Below are 18,748 nucleotides of genomic sequence, written 5' to 3'. Positions count from 1 at the left end.
CACCGGGTTGGTCGACACAAATGTGCCGGTAATTCACCCGATCGACGTTTCGATCGTGGGTTGGCGGTGAGAATGGGCAGCACGAGATCGGCTGGACGAGAGGGCGGTAGATGGGCTGGCAGGACGAGTTGAACAGCCTGGATCAGGATCTGTCGGCCGGGCGCATCCAGGCTGACGAGTACCGCAGGCGGCGAGACGAGTTACTTGCGACCGCGTCGAGCAGCTCTGTCGAGGTCCGCCGGGTGCACCGCAAGCAGGGGCCATCGATCGCGAACGCGTTCACCGGTACGGGCGACGCGAAGTCGGGGGATTCCTCGGCGGACATCACTCAGCGGGTAGGGATTCCCGCGGATCCGGGCAAGGCTTCCGGCTGGCAGGCGATGCAGCCGCCGCCGCAGGCCCGTGTGTCTGCTGAGCCGCCGGATGCATTGTCCCAGATCTTTCCGCCGACGCAGGCCCCGATGCAGGGTTCCGAGGTGTTCAGCCAGGACACCGTGGTCCGCAAGAAGTGGCCGCGGTACGTGATCGCCGTGGTTGTTCTCGCCCTGGTTGCCGGGCTGACGTGGTTCCTGGCGTTCCGGCCGAGCGACAGCGGGTCGTCCGCCGCGCCGCCGCCTTCCTCCGAGCCGGCTCCGGCTCCCGCGCCGGTCACCGACACGCTCAGCATCGAAAAGCTGCCGAACCCGACCGATCTGCCGTTGTCCACCAGCGGAATCCTCAGCGTGGACCAGGCGCAGGTCTACAACATGATCAAGCCGGACGAGGCGAGCTACCTGGTCGAGTCGGGTACCGAGAAGATCCTCTGCCGCGCTGTGACCAGCGGCAACCTCAGCTATGTGCTGTTCGCCTTCCAGGTCAAGGGTGAGAAGGGCGGCGAGGCGCTGGCCGCCAGGATCGTCGACCGGAACAAGAATCTGGGCATGACCGACGCGGGCATCACCGGCCTGCCGTCCGGTGTGACGGCGCTGACCGTGGTGGGTGAAAAATCAACTCTGTCCGAAGCGGTCTACGGCAATGGCCGGGTAACGGTCCGGATTGTGATCCAGCAGACCTCGCCAGGTGACCGTGGGCAGCTGAACAATGCGGTTCGACGCTCGGTCGATCTCACGTCGAAGTCGATCGCGGTCAAATAGTTGCGAACCGCTCGTCCGGCTGTGGATACCCCGGCCGGGTGAGCGGCCGTCGCGGCTGTCGGCACAATGTCGAACGGGACTGGCAACGCGACCCACAATCCGAGAGGCACCTGAGATGTCGTGGCAGGAAGAGCTGCAGAAGCTGGACAGTGCACTGGCCACGGGCCGGATAGCTGCCGACGACTACCGCAAACGGCGTGACGAGCTGCTTGCGCAGGCCTCCCAGGCCACGACCGGTCCGTCGGCCCAGCCCGCCCAGCCTGTGGTGCAGCAGCAGCCCGAGCAGCCGCCCGCCGCCCCGGAGCCGTCGCAGCAGCAGACGCCGTTCCCGCCCGCGTTCAAGTGGCAGCCCGGGCAGCCGAGCCAGGCAGGCGGCAACAGTGCCGACTCGACCACGATCATCCCGCCGGTCGCCCCGCCGCCCACCTACCAGCCAGGCCCGAGTGAGTCGGACCGTACGCAGGTGGTCGGCCAGCAGGGCCCGAGCGACTCCGATCGCACGCAGGTGGTCAGCGGCGTCGACCGCACGCAGGTGGTGCCCAACTACGTCACCAACTCCCCGCCTGGTGGGTTCCCGCAGGTCCAGCAGCAGCCGCCGTGGGGCCAGCAGCCGCAACCGCACCCTCAGCAACAGCAGCCCGCCAGCCCGCCGTGGGCAGGCGACGATCTGCCGCCGGGCTTCGGCCAGGTCGGCACGAGCTGGCCCCGTCAAGGCCCGGAGATCTTCGAGGAGAAGAGCAAGGGCAAAGGCAAGATCATCGGCATCGCGGCCGGTGTGGTCGTGGTGCTCGGCGCGGCCGCGGCGATCTTCTTCATCACGCAGAACTCCGGCACGCCGTCGTCCGACCCAGGCCCGAGCCAGCAGCAGCAACCTCAGCAGACCACCACGCCGCCGCCGACCTCGACCGGCCCGAAGCTGCCGGACGGCCCGTTCGTGCAGATCGTCCCGGGCAACGACGCCCCTGCGATCCGGGACAACGTCCCGATCGCGGACGCCGTTGCCGCGAAGGCCCCCACCGAGGGCGAGGCCAAGCTGCTGCAGCAGGCCGGCACGGCCAGCATCAGCTCGGTGGTGAGCACCGAAGGCGAGCTGACCCGCGGTATCTGGGCCTTCACCCCTGCCCAGGGCACCGACCCGAAAGCCATCCTGTCCGCGGTGAACACGCTCTACCAGCAGGCCGGCCACACCAAGGCGACCAACTCGCCTGCGGGCGTCACGATCTGGAGCCTGCCTGCCGACTCCGGCAACAAGCTGAACAGCAACCGCGCGCACTTCATCGCCGACGGCAAGGTCGTCCGTGTCGAGGCCTACGGCCCGGACAAGACCGCCAGCAAGGACGCCTTCGACGAGCTGCTCCAGCGCGTCATCCAGAAATTCCCGCCGGCTCAGTAGCCGGCTTGTGCCCCCATTGCCGCGGCGTTGGGGGCACATCCATGCTCAGCCGGGGATTCCGCAGTCGGCGATGACGGCCCGCATTTCCCGCGTGAAAGCCGCATGGGAGAAGTATTTCCGGCAGATCTCCAGCAGTTCGCCCTGGATGTCAGTCCACAATGTTCGGTCGGTCAACAGGGCGCTGGTCAGCTCGATGATCTCCGCGCTGGACTCGCCGATCAGATGTTTGGCCAGCGAGCCGAGATACAGTCCTTCGCCACCCACCGGCGTTGTCACAAAAGGCAGTCCGGCGGCCATGGTGTCGATGAACTTGGCCTTCACGCCCGCGCCATAACGCATTGGGACGACGTGCACGAGCGCTGAAGCCAGCAGTGGATGTGGGTCGGGCACTCGGCCGACGACCTTGATGTGCTCGCTTTCCAATGCCAGCACAGCAGGTGATGGGTCCGCGCCCACAACACGAGTCAATGTTCCCGGGTGCTTTTCGCGGAGTTCCGGGAGCACCTCATTGGCCAACGCGAGAACCGCGTATTCGTTGGGCGTGTTGGGGGTCCCGTCGAAACCGCCGAAGAAGACAATCCCGGACCGTTCCTCCCAACCGGAAACCGCCCGGTCAAGCCGCGTCGGATAGCACGCGACATGCACGCTCGTCGTCGGATCGGCGGCCCGTGCCCAGTTGGCCTCGTCCTCGCTGACGCACACACCGATGTCGGCCCACCGGAACGCATGGGTCTCGACTTCCCGCAATGTCTTTGCCTCAGCGGCGAATTCCTCGCGACGAACCGGGTCCTCACAGGTCTCGTAGTGCTGCTCGGGCCGCCGGTGGAACAGTGCCTCGCTGTCGTACACGAGCACGGCTTGCGGCTGGTAGCGCGCGATCGGTTCGCCCGCGCGGTCCAGGTTGTGTGGCCGGAATACCGTGACCACGTCGTAGTAGCCGGGTCGTGTGGCAGCCCATTCCACAGGATCTTCGCCCCAGACAACCTCAATACCGCGCTCACGCAACGCTGGCGCGTAATCCTCAGCTCTGTCCGGCAACGCGGCGAAGTAGGTCACGCGCGCGAGATCGTCAGCTGCGCGCCACTCGTCGACAACAGCTTGAGTACGAGGGTCGCCGCGGCCACGGTCCACCTGCGGCACACGGTCGTCGATCAGCAAGACGCGGAAGGACGTGACACGATCGGCTCGCTCCACATAGTCGACCACCGGCATCGACAGCACTTTGGACTTCGTGCACAGCCACAACTGCCAGCCCAATGCCCGTAAGGCGGCTGAGAAACCCGGATCGTCGTCGCCGAACTCCGCGGTGAAACCACCGGCAGCGTGGAAAGCCGACCGCCTGACCAGCAGGCACGCCGTCGAGACGTGATCAAGAGCGGTGGTGAAGTGCAGCTTGCCGTCGTCCGGGACAGGCGCGGCGGACGCCGCCCGCGGGCGCGCGTCGAGCAGTTCGATCAACGGCTCCAGCCATCCTTCGGTCACTTCGACCGAAGGATCCAGGAAACAGATGAACTCGGTGTCGGCCTGGCGCGCCCCGAGATTGTGCGCCGTACCGGCGTCCTCTGAGCTGTCCACAATGACCGTCCGATATGGAACAGTCGTGTGCTCGGCGAGCAGTTTCAGGCACTGTTGCGGTGATTCCTGGGCCACCAGGACAACGGTCACCCGGCAGTCGGCACTCACCGCACGAAGCTCCTGACCTTGCTGTAGGCGTTGCGGATCGGGTTCGTCCAGCGGATCAGCCTGATGTTCTGCCAGGCCAGCAGCTCCCGGTCGCGCTCGGCGACCTGGGCCATCAGGATCTGGTTCTGCGCCACCATGTTCGCGTGCTGGGCACGGGCTGCCTCAAGCTCCTTGGTGAGCTTGTCGTTCTCGGTGACGACGTCGGCGATCGGGTCGATCATCCGGTTGCGCTCGACCACCATCCGCTCGCGCAGCCTGGCGTTGGCGTGCCGCAGCGCTCGGTTCTCCTCCGCGAGCCGTGCCCACCGCCGCAACGGGCTGCCGTCGTTGGCGAGCACTGCCATCTCGGTGACCTTGGCGACCTTGCCGAAGTGCTCGTCGAGGACTGTGAGCAACTCCGCCTTGCGGGACGGGAACTCCTTCGTGATGACTGAGGGCAGGTCGTCAGCGGACCGCACGATCTGCTGCTCGACGCCGAATTCCAGGACAGGCGGGGTTTCCTCACCCGTGGGGTCGAGCAGGACCCACGGCACATCCAGCCCGGCCGCGGCCGCTGCCATGTGCTCATCGGAGGCGACCACGAACCGCGCGTTGGCGATGATCGCGAGCTTGTCTTCAAGCGCGCCGTCCTCAGGCAGCGGGACGACCTGCTCACCGTCGATCGGCACGGCCGAAACGACGTATGAACCCTCAGGCAGCACCCCGAGCTTCCGCAGGCTCTCAGCCCTCGCCGCCAGACCGTCCAACTTCACGGCGAGCCCAGGGTGCGGCACGATCGCGATGTCCTCACCCGCGGCCTTCAGACGCTCCCGGGAAACCTTGTCCCGCACGGTGAACAGCGCGCGCCGGGCAACAGCGGTGACCAGAGCCTTCGACGGCTTCGCGACCACCCGGACACCGCACGCCACCACGGCGTGACTGGCCTCAACGAGCCCACCGGCGAAGTACGGCTCCGCCCATTGCGCCTGCGGCGAGGAGTAACGCGCTGACAGATCGTCGCCGAGCGGGAACGCCGGACACAGCACACTCGACTGTGCGGACTCGGTGATCCGGGCGGTCGTGGCTCGCTCGGGCCTGGCCAGCGGCGTGGCCGTACTGCCCGGCCGGTCCCACCCCAGCGGAGCGAACGACACGATCTGGACATCCGGCAGCCGGGCCAGCAGTTCGCGTTCGATCACCGCGGCCAGCAACTGGTCACCGAAACCGCCGAGATCCGCACTGCTGAGCACGGCCACGGCGGGGAGAGGAAGAGACTCGTCCTGCACCAGCCAGAGACTAGCGTCAGCGCATCGGACGCGCCGCCATAGTGCTGGCGATCAGGTCGACGATCCTGGGGTCGGAGATCGGGCTGGCCCCGGCGGCCAGGTTGCGCTCGACGATCTCGAAGATCACCACCTGAGCGTCGGCGAGCCGGTCGGCGACGGGCTTGGCGTCCTTGGCGAACTGGCCGACGTGCGTGATGGAGATGTCACTGAAGACCGCGCCGAAGAACGGGCTGGCGAACTGCGTGAACGAGTCGCCGATCATCGCGGTCTTGGTCCCGATCTTGCCGATCCCGGTGTTCGTGCGGAACACCAGCGGCGTCTGGAAGTCGCTGGCCACGTAGTCCGTCCGATCGGAGCCACCGTCCGGCGCGAGCTCGTAGCGATTGGTCTTGCTGGCCGCGGTCCGCCCGATCAGCCTGGGCAGGTCGGCCTGGCTGTTCCACTCGCTGCCCTTCTTGGTCCGCCACGGCAGCGAGACGCCAGGCTGGACGCGTTCGGCGATCTCCTTGGTCATGGTCAGCCCGCCCGCGAACGTCCAGTGCGAGTCCTGCGGGAAGTAGACCGGCTCCCGGATCCGGTCGGCCTGCTGGTTGAGCGGGACACGCAGGTCGACGATGTTGAGCTCGATGATGGCCCGTCGCCAGAAGGTGGTCCTCGGGGCAGCCGAACAGGCCTTACCCGCATAGCTGCCGGGCAGATGCTCGGGCACCATCGTGGTCTTGTCGGGCGCCACAGCCAGCACGAACGTGCGGCCGGACGCCTCGACCGCGGCCTTCAGCCGGGCCACATTGGCCACGATGTCGTTCATCGTCTGGCTCGGCTGACACTTGCCCTTGGTGTCGAACCCGAAGTACATCCAGTTGTCCCGCCCCTGAATGACCGTGGGAAAACCATCAGTACCCAGATCGCTGCCGTTGGGCGTCCTGGAGTCAGGCGGAAGCTCAAGCGTCGGAGGCGGCGGCGCGACCGGCCCTGCCGCAGGCTGCTGCGGACCATCGAAGTTCGGCACCTCACCGAACAGGCCTTCACTGATGTCCCCATGAGCGTGAATCGCGACGTCACGCAGCGGAAGGTTGTCGGTGGCCCAGGGATTGAGCCCGGTAAAGAACCCCCAGCCGTCCCCCGGCGAAGGGAACCCGGCAGGCCGCCGATTCTCAATCGCTTCCGGCCGCACCCCCACGACGAGAAGCAGCAACGGGACACAGAAGAACACGGCAGCGCTGACCAGGGCAGTCGTCTGACGCTTGCCATGGCGAGGGCGATGCAGCGAATGCTCCCGAGGCAACCACGCCTCATGCACCGGCGGCAGTGACCGAGCCGGCTGTTCCCTGACGTCCATGCATCCTCCGTAGCCAAGATAACGGAAGCCACGGCCCCGCCTAACCCGATCGGGCGAACGCCCCCGCGTGTCGGCCGACTGTTACCCACGTCACGCACTCAACCGGCGCAGCCTCAGAAACGTCTAACCCGTGTAGCCCAACCCCACGGAGGAGATATGTGGATTCACGTCACGATCGTGGCGCTCGTGTCCGCGGTCTTCATAGCCCGCTTGGTCAGCGTCCTGGCCAAACGCCCCCGCTCGGCCGCGACCCAGGCGGACGACACATAAGTTATGCATCCCGCGCAACGGCTTGAGGCATTCGCCTCGTCCTAGCCTGCGTGACAGGGAACTGGGGTGTTCGGTCTCGATTGTCCGGTGTCGGATACGCGTTCCTGGCCACCGCGCCGGTCTGGCCGGTGCTGCAGCCGCGGGAACCGATCTTGGACGAAATGCTCGTACCTGCCGAAGTCGCGGTGCTGGTGCCGGTGGTGATGGTCTTCCCGGTCGCCTGGGGGTTGATCGGGCGGACTGAACGCACTGGCCGGTTGTTCGGCCTGGCGCTCACTCTGCTGGTGCTGGTCTGGTCGTCGTGGACAGCCGCGTTCGGCGACTACGCCACACCGCCCAACATCGACGACGGCTTGCGTTGGTACCTGCTGACCGCCGCCTGTGTGGTCGTGGCCGGGGTCGTGCGCGACAGGCGGAAGGTGGACCGGCGCTGGATCCTGGGCGCCGCCACCTGGGTGGTCGGGATGGCCGTCACAGTGGCGGTTCCGGTGGTCGAAGCCGGACCGATGCCGTCGGCCGACGCCCTTCTGCCGTTGCCGCCGGGGATGACAGTCGTGACCGACGAGGCGGAATGCACACCGTCCTGTTCCCGGCGGTTCGTCGTGACCGGTCAGACGCGTGCGCGGGATCTCGCGAGACAGCTCGGCGAACATCTCCAACAGGTCAAGGGCTGGCAGACGCAGTGGTACGAATTCACGCCCGAACCGCATTTGACCTGCCGCGAGGCGAGTTTGCTGGTGAATCCGTACAAACTGTGCGGCGGCGTCCGGGTGCTGGACGAGTGGGATGTCGAAGTCCGGTTCGGCTACGCCAACAACCACAACCCGATCTACTGAACGATCAGCACCTCAAGGGTTCGCGGGCCGTGCACGCCTTCGACCCGGTCCATCTCGATGTCGCTGGTCGCCGACGGGCCGCTGACGAACGTCAACGGCCGCACCGGATCCAGGCGTTCCAAAGCCTCCGCCACGGTGCCGGCGACCTGGGAAGCCTGCACCACACAAAGGTGGTAGTCCGGCAGGAGTGTCAGGGCGCGGCGGCCTTGCGCGACGCCGCCGTCCAGCACGATCGTGCCTGTTTCGGCGATGCCGACCGCGCATCCGGTGAGCACGCCGTCAGACGAGTCCAGATCCGTCACGGACAGCGGCTCGCGCAACCAGGTCACCTCGGGCACCAGCCACTCCGCAGGCACGTCATCCGGCGCCACGATCGACCGCCCGGCCAGCAGCGTCCGGATCTCCGCCACCGGATCGGTCACTACGTGCACGACAGCCCGATAGTCAGCGACACGTTCCGCGAAAAGGTCCAGCACTGAAGGGAAGTCACGCGTCCGCTGATACTCACGCGGGATCTCGACCGCCGGGCGACGAGGCCCAAGTGCGGTACGGATGCGCTGCAGGATCAGCTCTTTCGAAGACTCAGCCACGGGTTCGCCTCCACCATGCACTGAAAGATTCCTTGGCAGGTGCGGGCAGATCACGGCTGGCTGTCCACTTCGAACCCGGGAACGGCAGCTTGCGGATCTTGCCGCGCCGTGACAGCAAGCGCCCTACTGTAGCGAGGCGCTGAGCGAAGTGGAACCGGCGAGGCCCCGACATCACCCACGACATCGCGGCCATACCGATCGCCTCAGGGCTGTACTTCGGTTTTGCGGCAACGGCTTCGGATCGTAGATGCACCAGCACGGATGGGATGTCGATCCGGACTGGGCAGACCTCGAAGCAAGCACCGCAAAGCGAAGACGCGAAAGGCAGCGAAGCCGCGTGCTTGTCGTGCATGTCGCCACCGAGTTGCGGGGCGAGGATCGCGCCGATCGGCCCGGGGTATACCGAGCCGTATGCCTGGCCGCCGGTTCGTTCGTACACCGGGCAGACGTTCAAGCACGCCGAGCACCGGATACACCGCAGCGCCTGCTTGCCGACGGTCGACGCCAAAGTGCTGGTCCGGCCGTTGTCCAGCAGCACCAGATGGAAGTTGCGTGGTCCGTCGCCGGGAGTCACGCCTGTCCACACGGAGGTGTACGGGTTCATCCGTTCCGCCGTGGACGAGCGTGGCAGCAGCTGCAGGAAGACCTCGAGGTCCTGCCATTTGGGCACGAGTTTCTCGATGCCCATCACCGTGATCAGGGTGTCCGGCAGGGTCAGGCACATCCGGCCGTTGCCCTCGGACTCCACCACGACCACCGAGCCGGTCTCCGCGACCGCGAAGTTCGCGCCGGATACGGCAACGCGCGTGGACAGGAACTTGCGCCGCAGGTACTCACGCGCCGCGCCGGCCAGCTCGGACGGTGTGTCGGTCAGGTTCTCGGTCCCCGGCATCCTGGCTTTGAAGATGTCGCGGATCTCGGTGCGGTTCTTGTGGATCGCCGGCACCAGGATGTGCGACGGCCGGTCGTCGCCCAGCTGCACGATCAGCTCGGCCAGGTCTGTCTCGATCGGTTTGACGCCGCCGGCCTCAAGGGCCTCGTTCAGGCCGATCTCCATGGTCGCCATGGACTTGATCTTCACGACCTCGTCCGCGCCCGCCTCCTGGGCGAGCCGCAGCACGATCGCGTTGGCTTCGGCGGCGTCCGCGGCCCAGTGCACGGTCCCGCCGCGCGCGGTCACGGAATCCTCGAGCTGTAGTAGATAGGTGTCGAGGTTGGCGAGTACGTCGTCCTTGATCGCCTCGCCGGACAGCCGCAACTGCTCCCAGTCGGGCAGTTCGGCGACGGCCCCGGCACGTTTGCCGCGGATCAATCCTGTGGCGTGCTTGAGGTTGCGGCGCAGCTGGTCGTCGGCCAGGGCGGCCTTGGCGGCTGTCGGGAAGGCCGGGCTGCCCAGCCAGGTCACCGGGTTGCGACCCATGGCTCCTCCTCGGTGCTCGCCAGGATTTCCGCCAGGTGCAAGGGATGTACGCCGGTCTGCAGCCGCGACAGCCCGCCGCCGATATGCATCAGGCACGAGTTGTCGCCCGCGGTCACGACGTCCGCGCCTGTGTCGAGCACGCAGGTCATCTTGTCGGCCAGCATCGCCGAGGACACCTCGGCGTTCTTGACCGCGAACGTTCCGCCGAAGCCGCAGCATGTTTCCGCGCCGGGCAGTTCGACCAGCTCAAGGCCTTTGACCGCCTTCAGCAGGCGTAGCGGTTTGTCGCCGACGCCGAGCATGCGCAGTGAGTGACAAGTCGGGTGGTACGTCACCCGATGCGGGAAATATGCGCCGACGTCCTCCACGCCGAGCACGTCGATCAGGAACTCCGACAGCTCGTATGTCGGGCCTGGATCGACGTCCAGGTCCGGGTAGACGTGCCGGATCATCCCGGCGCACGATCCGGACGGCACGATCACCGCGTCGTAGCCGGCGAAGGTTTTGGCCACGTTGCGGGCGAGTGGCGCGGCCTTGCGGCGATAGCCGGTGTTGAAATGCATCTGGCCACAGCACGTCTGGGCAGGCGGGAACTCGACCGAACAGCCGAGCCGCTCGAGCAACCGCACGACGGCACGGGCCGTGTCCGGGAAGAACGTGTCGGTCAGACACGTCGCGAACAGCGCGACTCGTCTGGTTGCTGGCTCTGTCCGCACATCGGACACCCTGCCTGACGGAGACATCGGATGTCTACTGGAGCGAGCGGGCCCGCTGCGGCGGGGCGAGGGCAATCCAATAATGTGGCGGCCAAAGCTTGCCTGCGACACCCGGGTACCAGAGCATGAACGAGTGGTCCAGTTTTTGACCGAGCGCGTAGTCCTCGGCGTCATCGCGACGCTTGCCGTGCTCGGCTTGTTCGTCTTCCTGTGCCGGACAAGGCGGGTGAGCACGTCGGTCGACGAGGCGCAACTCGAGGCGATCCAACGGCTGTCCAAGGCCGCGCCCGAACTGCGCAGCGGCTTGACGGAGGCCTCCGCGGACCAGACCGCCAAACACCTGGTCGAGCTACTGAAGTGTGTCGCCGTGGGGTTGAGCGACGCGTCGGGCTCGTTGCTGTCGTGGGACGGCCAGGCCAACTACCACCACCGTGATCTGGAAGATTCCGTGGTGATCGCGGTCTCCAAGGGCCAGCGGGAGCACATCCAGCACGAGAGCCTGCCGTGCAGCAGGCGCGGCAGTTGCCCGATGCGCACGGCCGTCATCGTTCCCCTGATCGTGGAAGGCACGGTCGAAGGCGCGCTCATTGTCGTGGGCGGCGTGAACTCCGGCCGGCTGATGCGGATGGCCGACGAGGTCGCGAAGTTCGTCTGCATCCAGCTCGAGCTGGCCAAACTCGACGAGGCCAAGCAACAGCTGGCGCAGGCCGAGGCGCGGGCGCTGCGTGCGCAGATCTCGCCGCACTTCGTGTACAACGCGCTGAACACGATCTCCAGCCTGATCCGCACCGACCCGGAGCAGGCCCGTGACCTGGTGCAGGACTTCGCGGACTTCACCCGCTACTCGTTCCGGGCATCCGGCTTCTTCACCACACTTTCGGAGGAACTGCGCAACATCGACCGGTACCTCACGATCGAGAGCGCCCGCTACGGCTCCCGGCTGAACGTCCGGCTGAAGATCGCGCCCGAGGTGCTCTCGGTGGTGGTGCCGTTCCTGGTGCTGCAGCCGTTGGTGGAGAACGCGGTCCGGCATGGCGTTGCCCGCAAACCCGGTGGCGGCACGGTCACGGTCGTCGCCCAGGACAACAGCAACGAGGCGCTGATCAGCGTCGAGGACGACGGCGTCGGCATGGACGCCGACCGGCTGTTCGCCGATCTGCGCGACGCCCACAAGACCGGTTCGCACGTCGGCATCGGCAACATCAACCAGCGGATGCGGTCGGTCTTCGGCGACGAGTACGCGCTGATGGTCGAGACGGCCCCGGGCGCGGGCATGAAGGTCATCCTGCGCGTGCCGAAGTCGTTCCCCGGGGTGCGCCCGGCGCTGCCGGACTACTCGCATCCGGAAGACGATGACGACTACGTTCCCGCGCCCGGTTCGCCGGCCGCCAACGGTCACGCGCCGAGTCCGTAGAGTTTTGTGTCATGAGCGTGACCGAGAAACTGGTGTCCCGGTTGCCCGGCCTGGGTGACCGGATCGATCGCAAGCCGACCGTCGCGGTGATCAAGCTGCATGGCGTGATCACGCCGACCCCGTCCCCACTCGGCCGCGGGTCGATCAGCCTCAACTCGGTCGAGTCGGCGCTGACCAGGGCCTTCGACCACGACCGGCTGGTCGCGGTGGCCCTGCAGATCAACTCGCCGGGTGGCGCGCCGACCCAGTCGGCGCTGGTGGCCGAGCGGATCCGCCAGCTGGCGGCCCGCAAGGACGTGCCGGTGATCGCCTTCTGCGAGGACGTGGCGGCCTCCGGCGGGTACTGGCTGGCGTGCGCGGCCGACGAGATCTACGCGCACCGCACTTCGCTGGTCGGTTCGATCGGCGTGATCAGTGCCGGGTTCGGTCTGCCCGGCTTGTTGGAACGGGTGGGTGTCGAGCGTCGCGTGCATACCGCGGGCACCAACAAGATGCGGCTGGATCCGTTCCAAGCCGAGAAGCCCGAGGACGTGGCATGGCTGGTCGGACTGCAGGGGCAGCTGCACGACCAGTTCGTGTCCTGGGTGACCGAGCGCCGCGGTGACCGGTTGAGCAAGGACCACGACGACGTGTTCTCCGGTGAAGTGTGGACCGGTGCCGGAGCGGTCGAACGTGGACTGGCCGACGGGCTGGGCAACCTGCGTACGGTGATCGCGGAGCGTTTCCCGGACGCCGAGATCGCCATCGCCGAACCGCGCCGGCCGTTGCTGGCCCGGCTGGGTGTCGGCGGGGGCGCGGCGACGGGACTGCTCGGCGCCGCGATCGACGCACTCGAACACCGGGCCACCTGGTCGCGGTTCGGACTGTAGACAACTTCATCTTGCGCGCTGGCAACCATTCACTCGGCAGGCCGACATAGGGATGGCAAAATGGACAGCAGGGCGGTGCGATAGGCAAGATGCACCCCACAGTGACTAGTGAAAGCGCTGCCGGGCTTGTCGTGCTGTGCGTGGACGACGAGCGGGCCGGCATAGAGATGATCACTGAACGGCTGGAGAACAACCGGCACGTTCGCAAGATCCTGACGGCCTTCGACGCCGCCGAGGCGCTGCGGGTGCTCAGCGGCAACGACGAGGAGCTGGTGGCCCGGCGCAAGGCCGGGATGCCCGCGGTCGACGCGGTGTTCTGCGATCTGAACATGCCCGGCCTGACCGGCATCGAGATGGGCCGGGTGCTCTCGGAGTTCAACCCGCCGCCCTGCCTGGTGTTCGTCACCGGCGTCGGCGGTGACGAAGCCGTCGACGCGTTCGAACTCGGCGCGGTGGACTACCTGCTCAAGCCGTTGAACGACCAGCAGCGGGTGGACAAGGCCGTCGACCGGGTGATCAACAAGCTCCGGCTGAACAACCTGCCCGCGCCCGGCGCGGCGCCTGGTGGCGGCGTCGCTGTGCAGGAGTCGCGGGAGGACGAGGTGATCCCGGTCGAACTCGCCGGTACCACCAAGCTCGTCTCCCGCCAGTCGGTGCGCTGGGTCGAGGCGCAGGGCGACTACGCCCGGCTCTACACCTCCGAAGGCTCGCACCTGGTCCGGATTCCCTTGGCGCAGCTGGAAGAGCGCTGGGGCAAGGTCGGTTTCGTGCGGATTCACCGGTCGTATCTGGTGCCGTTGAACCTGATCACCGAGCTGCGGATGGGCGCGTCCGGGTACACGGTCGTGATCGGCAGCGAGGAGAAGGAACTCCCGGTCAGCCGCCGTCACACGCGAGAACTCAAGGACAAGCTGGTCAGATCGCCGCGTAGTGGGTACGGATCTTGAGTAGACACTCGGCCGGTTCTGGTCCGGGTCGTGGTGCATCCCGCGACCCGGAGGAGAACGGGGCCGCTGGCCCGCCGCCACGCCGTAAGCGCGTGGTGCTGGCCGATTCCCGCGCGCCGGTGACGGTCCTGCGGACAGTCGTCGAGCTGGAGGAGCAGACGAGCTACGGCGAGGAACTCGTGCGTGGCTTCATCCGGATCCAGCTCAAGACCGCCGTGCGGCTGGCGTTGCTCGCAGCCGTCCTGCTGTGCGGCCTGCCTGTGCTGTTCTTCTTCGTCCCGGCGATCTCCGGCATCACGGTGGCCGGTGTCCGGCTGCCGTGGCTGCTGCTGGGGGTGGCTCCCTTCCCCGTCCTGTTCGGTATCGGATACTGGTACAACGTTCTGGCCGAACGGCACGAACGCGACTTCGTCGACATGGTCGAGAAGTAGCCCGAAGGGTTGTCCGGTGAATGGCACGGCCGTTGAGCTGAACCTGTGGGCCGTGTCCGGCATCCTGCTGGTCGCGGTGACGACCTTCTATGTCGGTTTCCGCAGCTCACGCGCGGCCAGCACGACTCAGGACTTCCTGGTCGCCCGGCGTACGGTCCGCTCCCGCCGCAACGCCGCCGCCGTGTCCGGGGAGTACCTCTCGGCCGCGTCCTTCCTGGGTGTGGCGGGCCTGATCCTCAAGGACGGCGTCGACGCGCTGTGGTTCCCGATCGGGTTCACCGCCGGGTACCTGGCGTTGATGTTGTTCGTGGCCGCGCCGCTGCGCCGGTCCGGCGCCTACACGCTGCCGGATTTCGTCGAGGCCCGCCTCGGCTCGTCGGGCCTGCGCAAGCTGGCCACCTTCTTCGTGATCTTCATCGGGTTCCTGTACCTGTTGCCGCAGTTGCAGGCGGCGGGTCTGGTGCTGTCGCGGGTCATGCCGGTGCCGCCGGAGGCCGGGATGGTCCTGGTGATCGCCATCGTGGTGCTCAACGTGCTCGGCGGCGGGATGCGTGCGATCACCGTGGTGCAGGCCTTCCAGTACTGGCTCAAGCTTTTCGCGATCGCGGTGCCGACTTTCATCCTGTGCGCGGTCTTCATCGGCAACGGCGGAACGCAGCCGGACGGGGTCGGCACCCGGCTGACCGCGGCCACGCCGCCGACGTTCACCGAGGACACCAAGGTCCAGATCGACACCCCGGTTCGCCTGCAGGTCAAGGAACCGGTCTGGCTCTGGGCAGACGGTGTCGTGGACGGTGCGAAAGCCGCTGGTGTCGTCTACTGGCGTCCCGAGGTCGGCGAGGTGACGGTCGAAGCGGGCACTGTCCTGCGGTTCGACGCCGGTACGGCGGTTCCGATCGTCGCCGGGGCGCCTGCGGACAACGCCAGCTGGGCCAAGCCGTCCTCAGGCGGCGCGGGCGACCTGTTCACGACGTATTCGCTGATCTTCGCGACATTCCTCGGCACCATGGGGCTGCCGCACGTCCTCGTGCGCTTCTACACCAACCCCGACGGCAAGGCGGCGCGCCGCACGACGTTGCACATCATGCTGTTGCTCGCGTTGTTCTACATGTTCCCGCTGCTGCTCGGCGCGCTCTCGCGGATCTACGTACCTCAGCTGCTGGTCACGGGCCGTACGGACGCCGCGGTGCTCGCGTTGCCGACCGCGGTCCTGCCGGGGATCGGCGGGCAGATTCTCGGCGCGGTGACCGCGGCGGGCGCGTTCGTGGCTTTCCTGTCCACATCGTCCGGACTGGTCGTGAGCGTCTCCGGCGTGCTGTCCACGGACGTGTTGCGTGGCCGGGTCCGTGATTTCCGGGTGGCCGCGGTGATCGCCGGCATCGTTCCGCTGATCCTGGCGGTCATCCTGCGTCCCAACGACGTCTCGCTGAGCATCGGCGTCACGTTCGCGCTCGCGGCGTCCACGTTCTGCCCGGTGCTGGTGCTCGGCATCTGGTGGCGCAAACTCACGTGGGTCGGCGCGGGTGCCGGGATGATCGTCGGCGGCGGGCTGGTGCTGGCCGCGATCGTGCTGGACGTGGTGAGCCGGTACACCGGTGACTGGGCGCCGTCGTTCGTCAAACAGCCGGCGTTGATCACTGTGCCGATCGCGTTCATCGTCGTGATCGTGGTCAGCAAGGCCACGCATCGCAGGCTGCCTGGCGACACCAGCCGGACCCTGCTGCGGATGCACGCCCCGGATCCGCTCGGTTTCATCCGGGACCGCGACGTGGCCCGGTTCGGCACCGCCGAGGAGCGCTCCCGGCTGGCCGACGGCCGTCACCGTCGGTGATCCGGCGGGTCCGGAAGGCTTCGGAAAACGTCCGTACGGTTAAGAATATTTTCTACTGTCGGTTTAGCCGGACCCGATAGGGGTATCCGTTAATCCTGCTTTTGCGGGATATCGATCTTGATACGACTATGTGTGCACCTAGCCGGACGATAATGACCGTTCACCGCATCGGTGGACAGGTTGAGCGACAATGCCCGAACGGCGTCTTAACAGAGTGGTCATCTCGTACCTAACGTCCGGGTGCCCGGACGACACAGCGGAGCGGGGAGGTCGGATGAGTACCACCGAGCGATCGCAGTCCGAAGAGTTGCCACCTGATGCGCAGCGGTGGATGCAGGTGCAGCAATCCGCGGAGTTCGTGGAATTGCGGCGTCGTCTGCGCCGGTTCGTGTTCCCCATGACCGGACTGTTCCTGGTCTGGTATCTGGTTTATGTCCTGCTGGCCGACTACGCCCACGGATTCATGTCGACGAAACTGTTCGGCAACATCAACGTCGCCCTTGTCCTGGGGATCCTGCAGTTCGTCTCGACATTCGTGATCACCATGCTCTATGTCCGCTACGCCAATCGCCGGCTGGATCCGCAGGCCGAGCAGATCCGTGGGGAGATCGAAGGAGCGGGCAGGTGATTCTCGCCCAGAGCGTCGAAGGCAGTAGCCCGGCGCTGAATATCTCGATCTTCGGCGCGTTCGTGGTGATCACTTTGGTGGTCGTGTTCCGCGCCAGCAAGAACTCACGCACCGCCGCCGACTACTACGCGGCGGGTCGCGCCTTCACCGGTCCGCAGAACGGTGTCGCGATTTCCGGCGATTACCTGTCGGCCGCGTCGTTCTTGGGTATCGCCGGGGCCATAGCGGTGAACGGCTATGACGGTTTTCTGTATTCAATCGGCTTCCTGGTCGCGTGGCTGGTGGCCTTGCTGCTTGTCGCCGAGTTGTTGCGGAACACCGGCAAATACACGATGGGTGACGTGCTGGCATTCCGGATGCGGCAGCGTCCGGTCCGCGCCGCGGCGGCGGTTTCCACGCTCGCAGTGAGCTTCTTCTACCTGCTGGCACAGATGGCCGGCGCCGGCGGCCTGGTCGCGTTGCTGCTCGGCATCACCAACAAGGCCGGCCAGGCCGCGGTGATCGCGGTCGTCGGTGTGATCATGATCGTGTACGTGCTGGTCGGCGGTATGAAGGGCACGACGTGGGTGCAGATCATCAAGGCCGCGCTGCTCATCGTGGGCGCCGCCGCGATCACGGTCTGGGTGCTCGCCCGGTTCGGGTTCAACCTGTCGTCCCTGCTGGGCGGTGCCGCGCAGCAAAGCGGCCCGGCCGTGCTTGATCCCGGCAAGCAGTACGGCAAGACGGGACTGACGCAGCTCGACTTCGTATCCCTGGCGCTCGCGCTTGTCCTTGGTACCGCTGGGCTTCCGCATATCCTGATGCGCTTCTACACCGTGCCCACGGCCAAGGAAGCGCGCCGCTCGGTGGTGTGGGCGATCTGGCTGATCGGCATCTTCTACCTGTTCACCCTGGTCCTCGGCTACGGCGCCGGTGCGCTGGTCGGGCCCACGGCGATCAACGCCGCGCCCGGCAAGGTCAACTCGGCGGCCCCGCTGCTGGCCCAGGCGCTGGGCGGGCCGGTGCTGCTGGGCTTCATCGCGGCGGTGGCGTTCGCCACGATCCTGGCCGTGGTCGCGGGGCTGACGATCACGGCTTCGGCGTCGTTCGCGCACGACGTCTACGCCAACGTGATCAAGAAAGGCGAGGTCGACGACAAGGACCAGGAGGTCCGCGTGGCCCGGATCACCGCGCTGGTGATCGGTGCGGTCGCGATCGCCGGCGGCATCGTGGCCAACGGCCAGAACATCGCGTTCCTGGTCGCCCTGGCCTTCGCGGTCGCGGCGTCGGCGAACCTGCCGACGATCCTGTACTCGCTGTTCTGGAAGAGGTTCAACACATCCGGCGCGCTGTGGAGCATCTATGGCGGGCTCACGGTCTGTGTCGTGCTGATCGTGTTCTCACCCGCGGTGTCCGGCAACGCCTCGGCGATGTTCCCGGGCGCCGACTTCGACCTGTTCCCGCTGTCCAACCCGGGCATCGTGTCCATCCCGGTCTCGTTCCTGCTCGGCTGGCTGGGCACGGTGCTGTCCAAGGAGCGTGACGATGCCAAGTACGCCGAGATGGAGGTCCGCGCACTGACCGGCGTCGGCGCGGAGAAGGCGGTGCAGCATTAGGGACCAGGCATAACAGCATCCCCACGCGGGGCGTGGCAGCATTCGTAGTGTGACTTCGCCGAACGTGCCGTCCGTGACGGTCAGCGACCTGCCGGCCGGCACGTTGCTGCTTGATGTCCGTGAGCAGGACGAGTGGGATGCCGGTCATGCTCCGGACGCCGTGCACATCCCGATGAGCGAACTGGCCGGACGGCTTGAGGAACTGCCCGCTGACCAGGACGTTTACGTGATCTGCCGGAGTGGCGGCCGGTCCGCGCGCGTCACGGCCTACCTCAATGGCAACGGCTGGGACGCCACGAACGTCGACGGCGGCATGCAGTCCTGGGAGTCATCGGGCAAGGCGCTGGTCAGCGAGTCGCAGTCCGAGCCGCAGGTCATCTAGCCGTGC

The 18,748-nt window shown here is 66.8% G+C and carries 17 protein-coding genes; 11 read left to right on the top strand and 6 right to left on the bottom strand.

What is annotated here, in order from left to right; genetic code table 11:
* Window positions 1-110 precede the first annotated feature (110 nt).
* Together JOF56_RS10610 and JOF56_RS10605 are read left to right on the top strand one after the other, a co-directional pair.
* Window positions 111-1,133: a hypothetical protein gene (locus tag JOF56_RS10610; protein ID WP_209636806.1), complete on the top strand. Its 1,023-nt coding sequence runs from the start codon at window positions 111-113 to the stop codon at window positions 1,131-1,133.
* A gap of 115 nt (window positions 1,134-1,248) precedes the next feature.
* Window positions 1,249-2,526, top strand: coding sequence for a hypothetical protein (locus JOF56_RS10605; RefSeq protein WP_209636804.1), 1,278 nt, complete (start codon window positions 1,249-1,251; stop codon window positions 2,524-2,526).
* 45 nt (window positions 2,527-2,571) lie between these two features.
* On the opposite strand, the gene JOF56_RS10600 is transcribed toward JOF56_RS10605, so the two are convergent.
* From JOF56_RS10600 to JOF56_RS10590, 3 genes are read right to left on the bottom strand one after another with little or no spacing between them, the layout of a single operon-like run.
* A complete protein-coding gene (locus tag JOF56_RS10600) occupies window positions 2,572-4,209 on the bottom strand; it encodes a glycosyltransferase (RefSeq protein WP_209636802.1) in 1,638 nt (545 codons plus the stop codon).
* Window positions 4,206-5,474: a polysaccharide pyruvyl transferase family protein gene (locus tag JOF56_RS10595; RefSeq protein ID WP_209636800.1), complete on the bottom strand. Its 1,269-nt coding sequence runs from the start codon at window positions 5,472-5,474 to the stop codon at window positions 4,206-4,208. The genes JOF56_RS10600 and JOF56_RS10595 overlap by 4 nt, the downstream gene beginning before the upstream one ends.
* 16 nt (window positions 5,475-5,490) lie before the next feature.
* Window positions 5,491-6,813, bottom strand: a complete 1,323-nt coding sequence (locus JOF56_RS10590) for an alginate O-acetyltransferase AlgX-related protein (protein ID WP_209636799.1) — start codon at window positions 6,811-6,813, stop codon at window positions 5,491-5,493.
* Between the two features lie 350 nt (window positions 6,814-7,163).
* Between JOF56_RS10590 and JOF56_RS10585 the strand changes: the two genes are divergently transcribed.
* Window positions 7,164-7,919 (top strand): hypothetical protein, encoded by a 756-nt coding sequence (locus tag JOF56_RS10585; RefSeq protein WP_209636797.1) that lies wholly within the window; start codon window positions 7,164-7,166, stop codon window positions 7,917-7,919.
* Here JOF56_RS10585 and JOF56_RS10580 read toward each other — a convergent pair.
* The 3 genes from JOF56_RS10580 to JOF56_RS10570 are packed head-to-tail and all read right to left on the bottom strand — an operon-like array spanning window position 7,913 to window position 10,645.
* Complete coding sequence (locus tag JOF56_RS10580) at window positions 7,913-8,509, bottom strand: LutC/YkgG family protein (RefSeq protein ID WP_209636795.1); 597 nt, start codon at window positions 8,507-8,509, stop codon at window positions 7,913-7,915. The two genes, JOF56_RS10585 and JOF56_RS10580, sit on opposite strands and share 7 nt — an antisense overlap.
* The gene (locus JOF56_RS10575; protein WP_209636793.1) at window positions 8,502-9,929 is read right to left on the bottom strand and encodes a LutB/LldF family L-lactate oxidation iron-sulfur protein; all 1,428 of its coding nucleotides are present in this window, start codon (window positions 9,927-9,929) and stop codon (window positions 8,502-8,504) included. The genes JOF56_RS10580 and JOF56_RS10575 overlap by 8 nt, the downstream gene beginning before the upstream one ends.
* Window positions 9,911-10,645 (bottom strand): (Fe-S)-binding protein, encoded by a 735-nt coding sequence (locus tag JOF56_RS10570; RefSeq protein WP_307855027.1) that lies wholly within the window; start codon window positions 10,643-10,645, stop codon window positions 9,911-9,913. Before JOF56_RS10570 ends, JOF56_RS10575 begins: the two co-directional genes overlap by 19 nt.
* 82 nt (window positions 10,646-10,727) lie before the next feature.
* On the opposite strand from JOF56_RS10570, the gene JOF56_RS10565 reads away from it, so the two are divergent.
* The 8 genes from JOF56_RS10565 (at window position 10,728) to JOF56_RS10530 (ending at window position 18,742) form a co-directional block, all read left to right on the top strand.
* Complete coding sequence (locus tag JOF56_RS10565; protein WP_209636789.1) at window positions 10,728-12,059, top strand: sensor histidine kinase; 1,332 nt, start codon at window positions 10,728-10,730, stop codon at window positions 12,057-12,059.
* A gap of 11 nt (window positions 12,060-12,070) precedes the next feature.
* Window positions 12,071-12,928, top strand: coding sequence for a S49 family peptidase (locus JOF56_RS10560; protein ID WP_209636787.1), 858 nt, complete (start codon window positions 12,071-12,073; stop codon window positions 12,926-12,928).
* Between the two features lie 89 nt (window positions 12,929-13,017).
* A complete protein-coding gene (locus JOF56_RS10555) occupies window positions 13,018-13,875 on the top strand; it encodes a LytR/AlgR family response regulator transcription factor (RefSeq protein ID WP_209636785.1) in 858 nt (285 codons plus the stop codon).
* Window positions 13,872-14,306, top strand: coding sequence for a hypothetical protein (locus tag JOF56_RS10550; RefSeq protein WP_245378228.1), 435 nt, complete (start codon window positions 13,872-13,874; stop codon window positions 14,304-14,306). Before JOF56_RS10555 ends, JOF56_RS10550 begins: the two co-directional genes overlap by 4 nt.
* Before the next feature lie 16 nt (window positions 14,307-14,322).
* A complete protein-coding gene (locus tag JOF56_RS10545; RefSeq protein WP_307855025.1) occupies window positions 14,323-16,137 on the top strand; it encodes a sodium/solute symporter in 1,815 nt (604 codons plus the stop codon).
* 274 nt (window positions 16,138-16,411) lie between these two features.
* Window positions 16,412-16,765 carry a DUF485 domain-containing protein gene (locus JOF56_RS10540; RefSeq protein WP_209636783.1) on the top strand — a complete coding sequence of 118 codons (354 nt, stop codon included), beginning with the start codon at window positions 16,412-16,414 and terminating at the stop codon, window positions 16,763-16,765.
* Window positions 16,762-18,360 carry a monocarboxylic acid transporter gene (locus JOF56_RS10535; RefSeq protein WP_209636780.1) on the top strand — a complete coding sequence of 533 codons (1,599 nt, stop codon included), beginning with the start codon at window positions 16,762-16,764 and terminating at the stop codon, window positions 18,358-18,360. Before JOF56_RS10540 ends, JOF56_RS10535 begins: the two co-directional genes overlap by 4 nt.
* Before the next feature lie 49 nt (window positions 18,361-18,409).
* A complete protein-coding gene (locus JOF56_RS10530) occupies window positions 18,410-18,742 on the top strand; it encodes a rhodanese-like domain-containing protein (RefSeq protein ID WP_209636778.1) in 333 nt (110 codons plus the stop codon).
* The last annotated feature ends 6 nt before the right edge of the window (window positions 18,743-18,748 follow it).

The organism is Kibdelosporangium banguiense, from assembly GCF_017876405.1.
Taxonomy (GTDB): Bacteria; Actinomycetota; Actinomycetes; order Mycobacteriales; family Pseudonocardiaceae; genus Kibdelosporangium; species Kibdelosporangium banguiense.
This window is presented reverse-complemented; position numbering and strand designations above follow the sequence as displayed.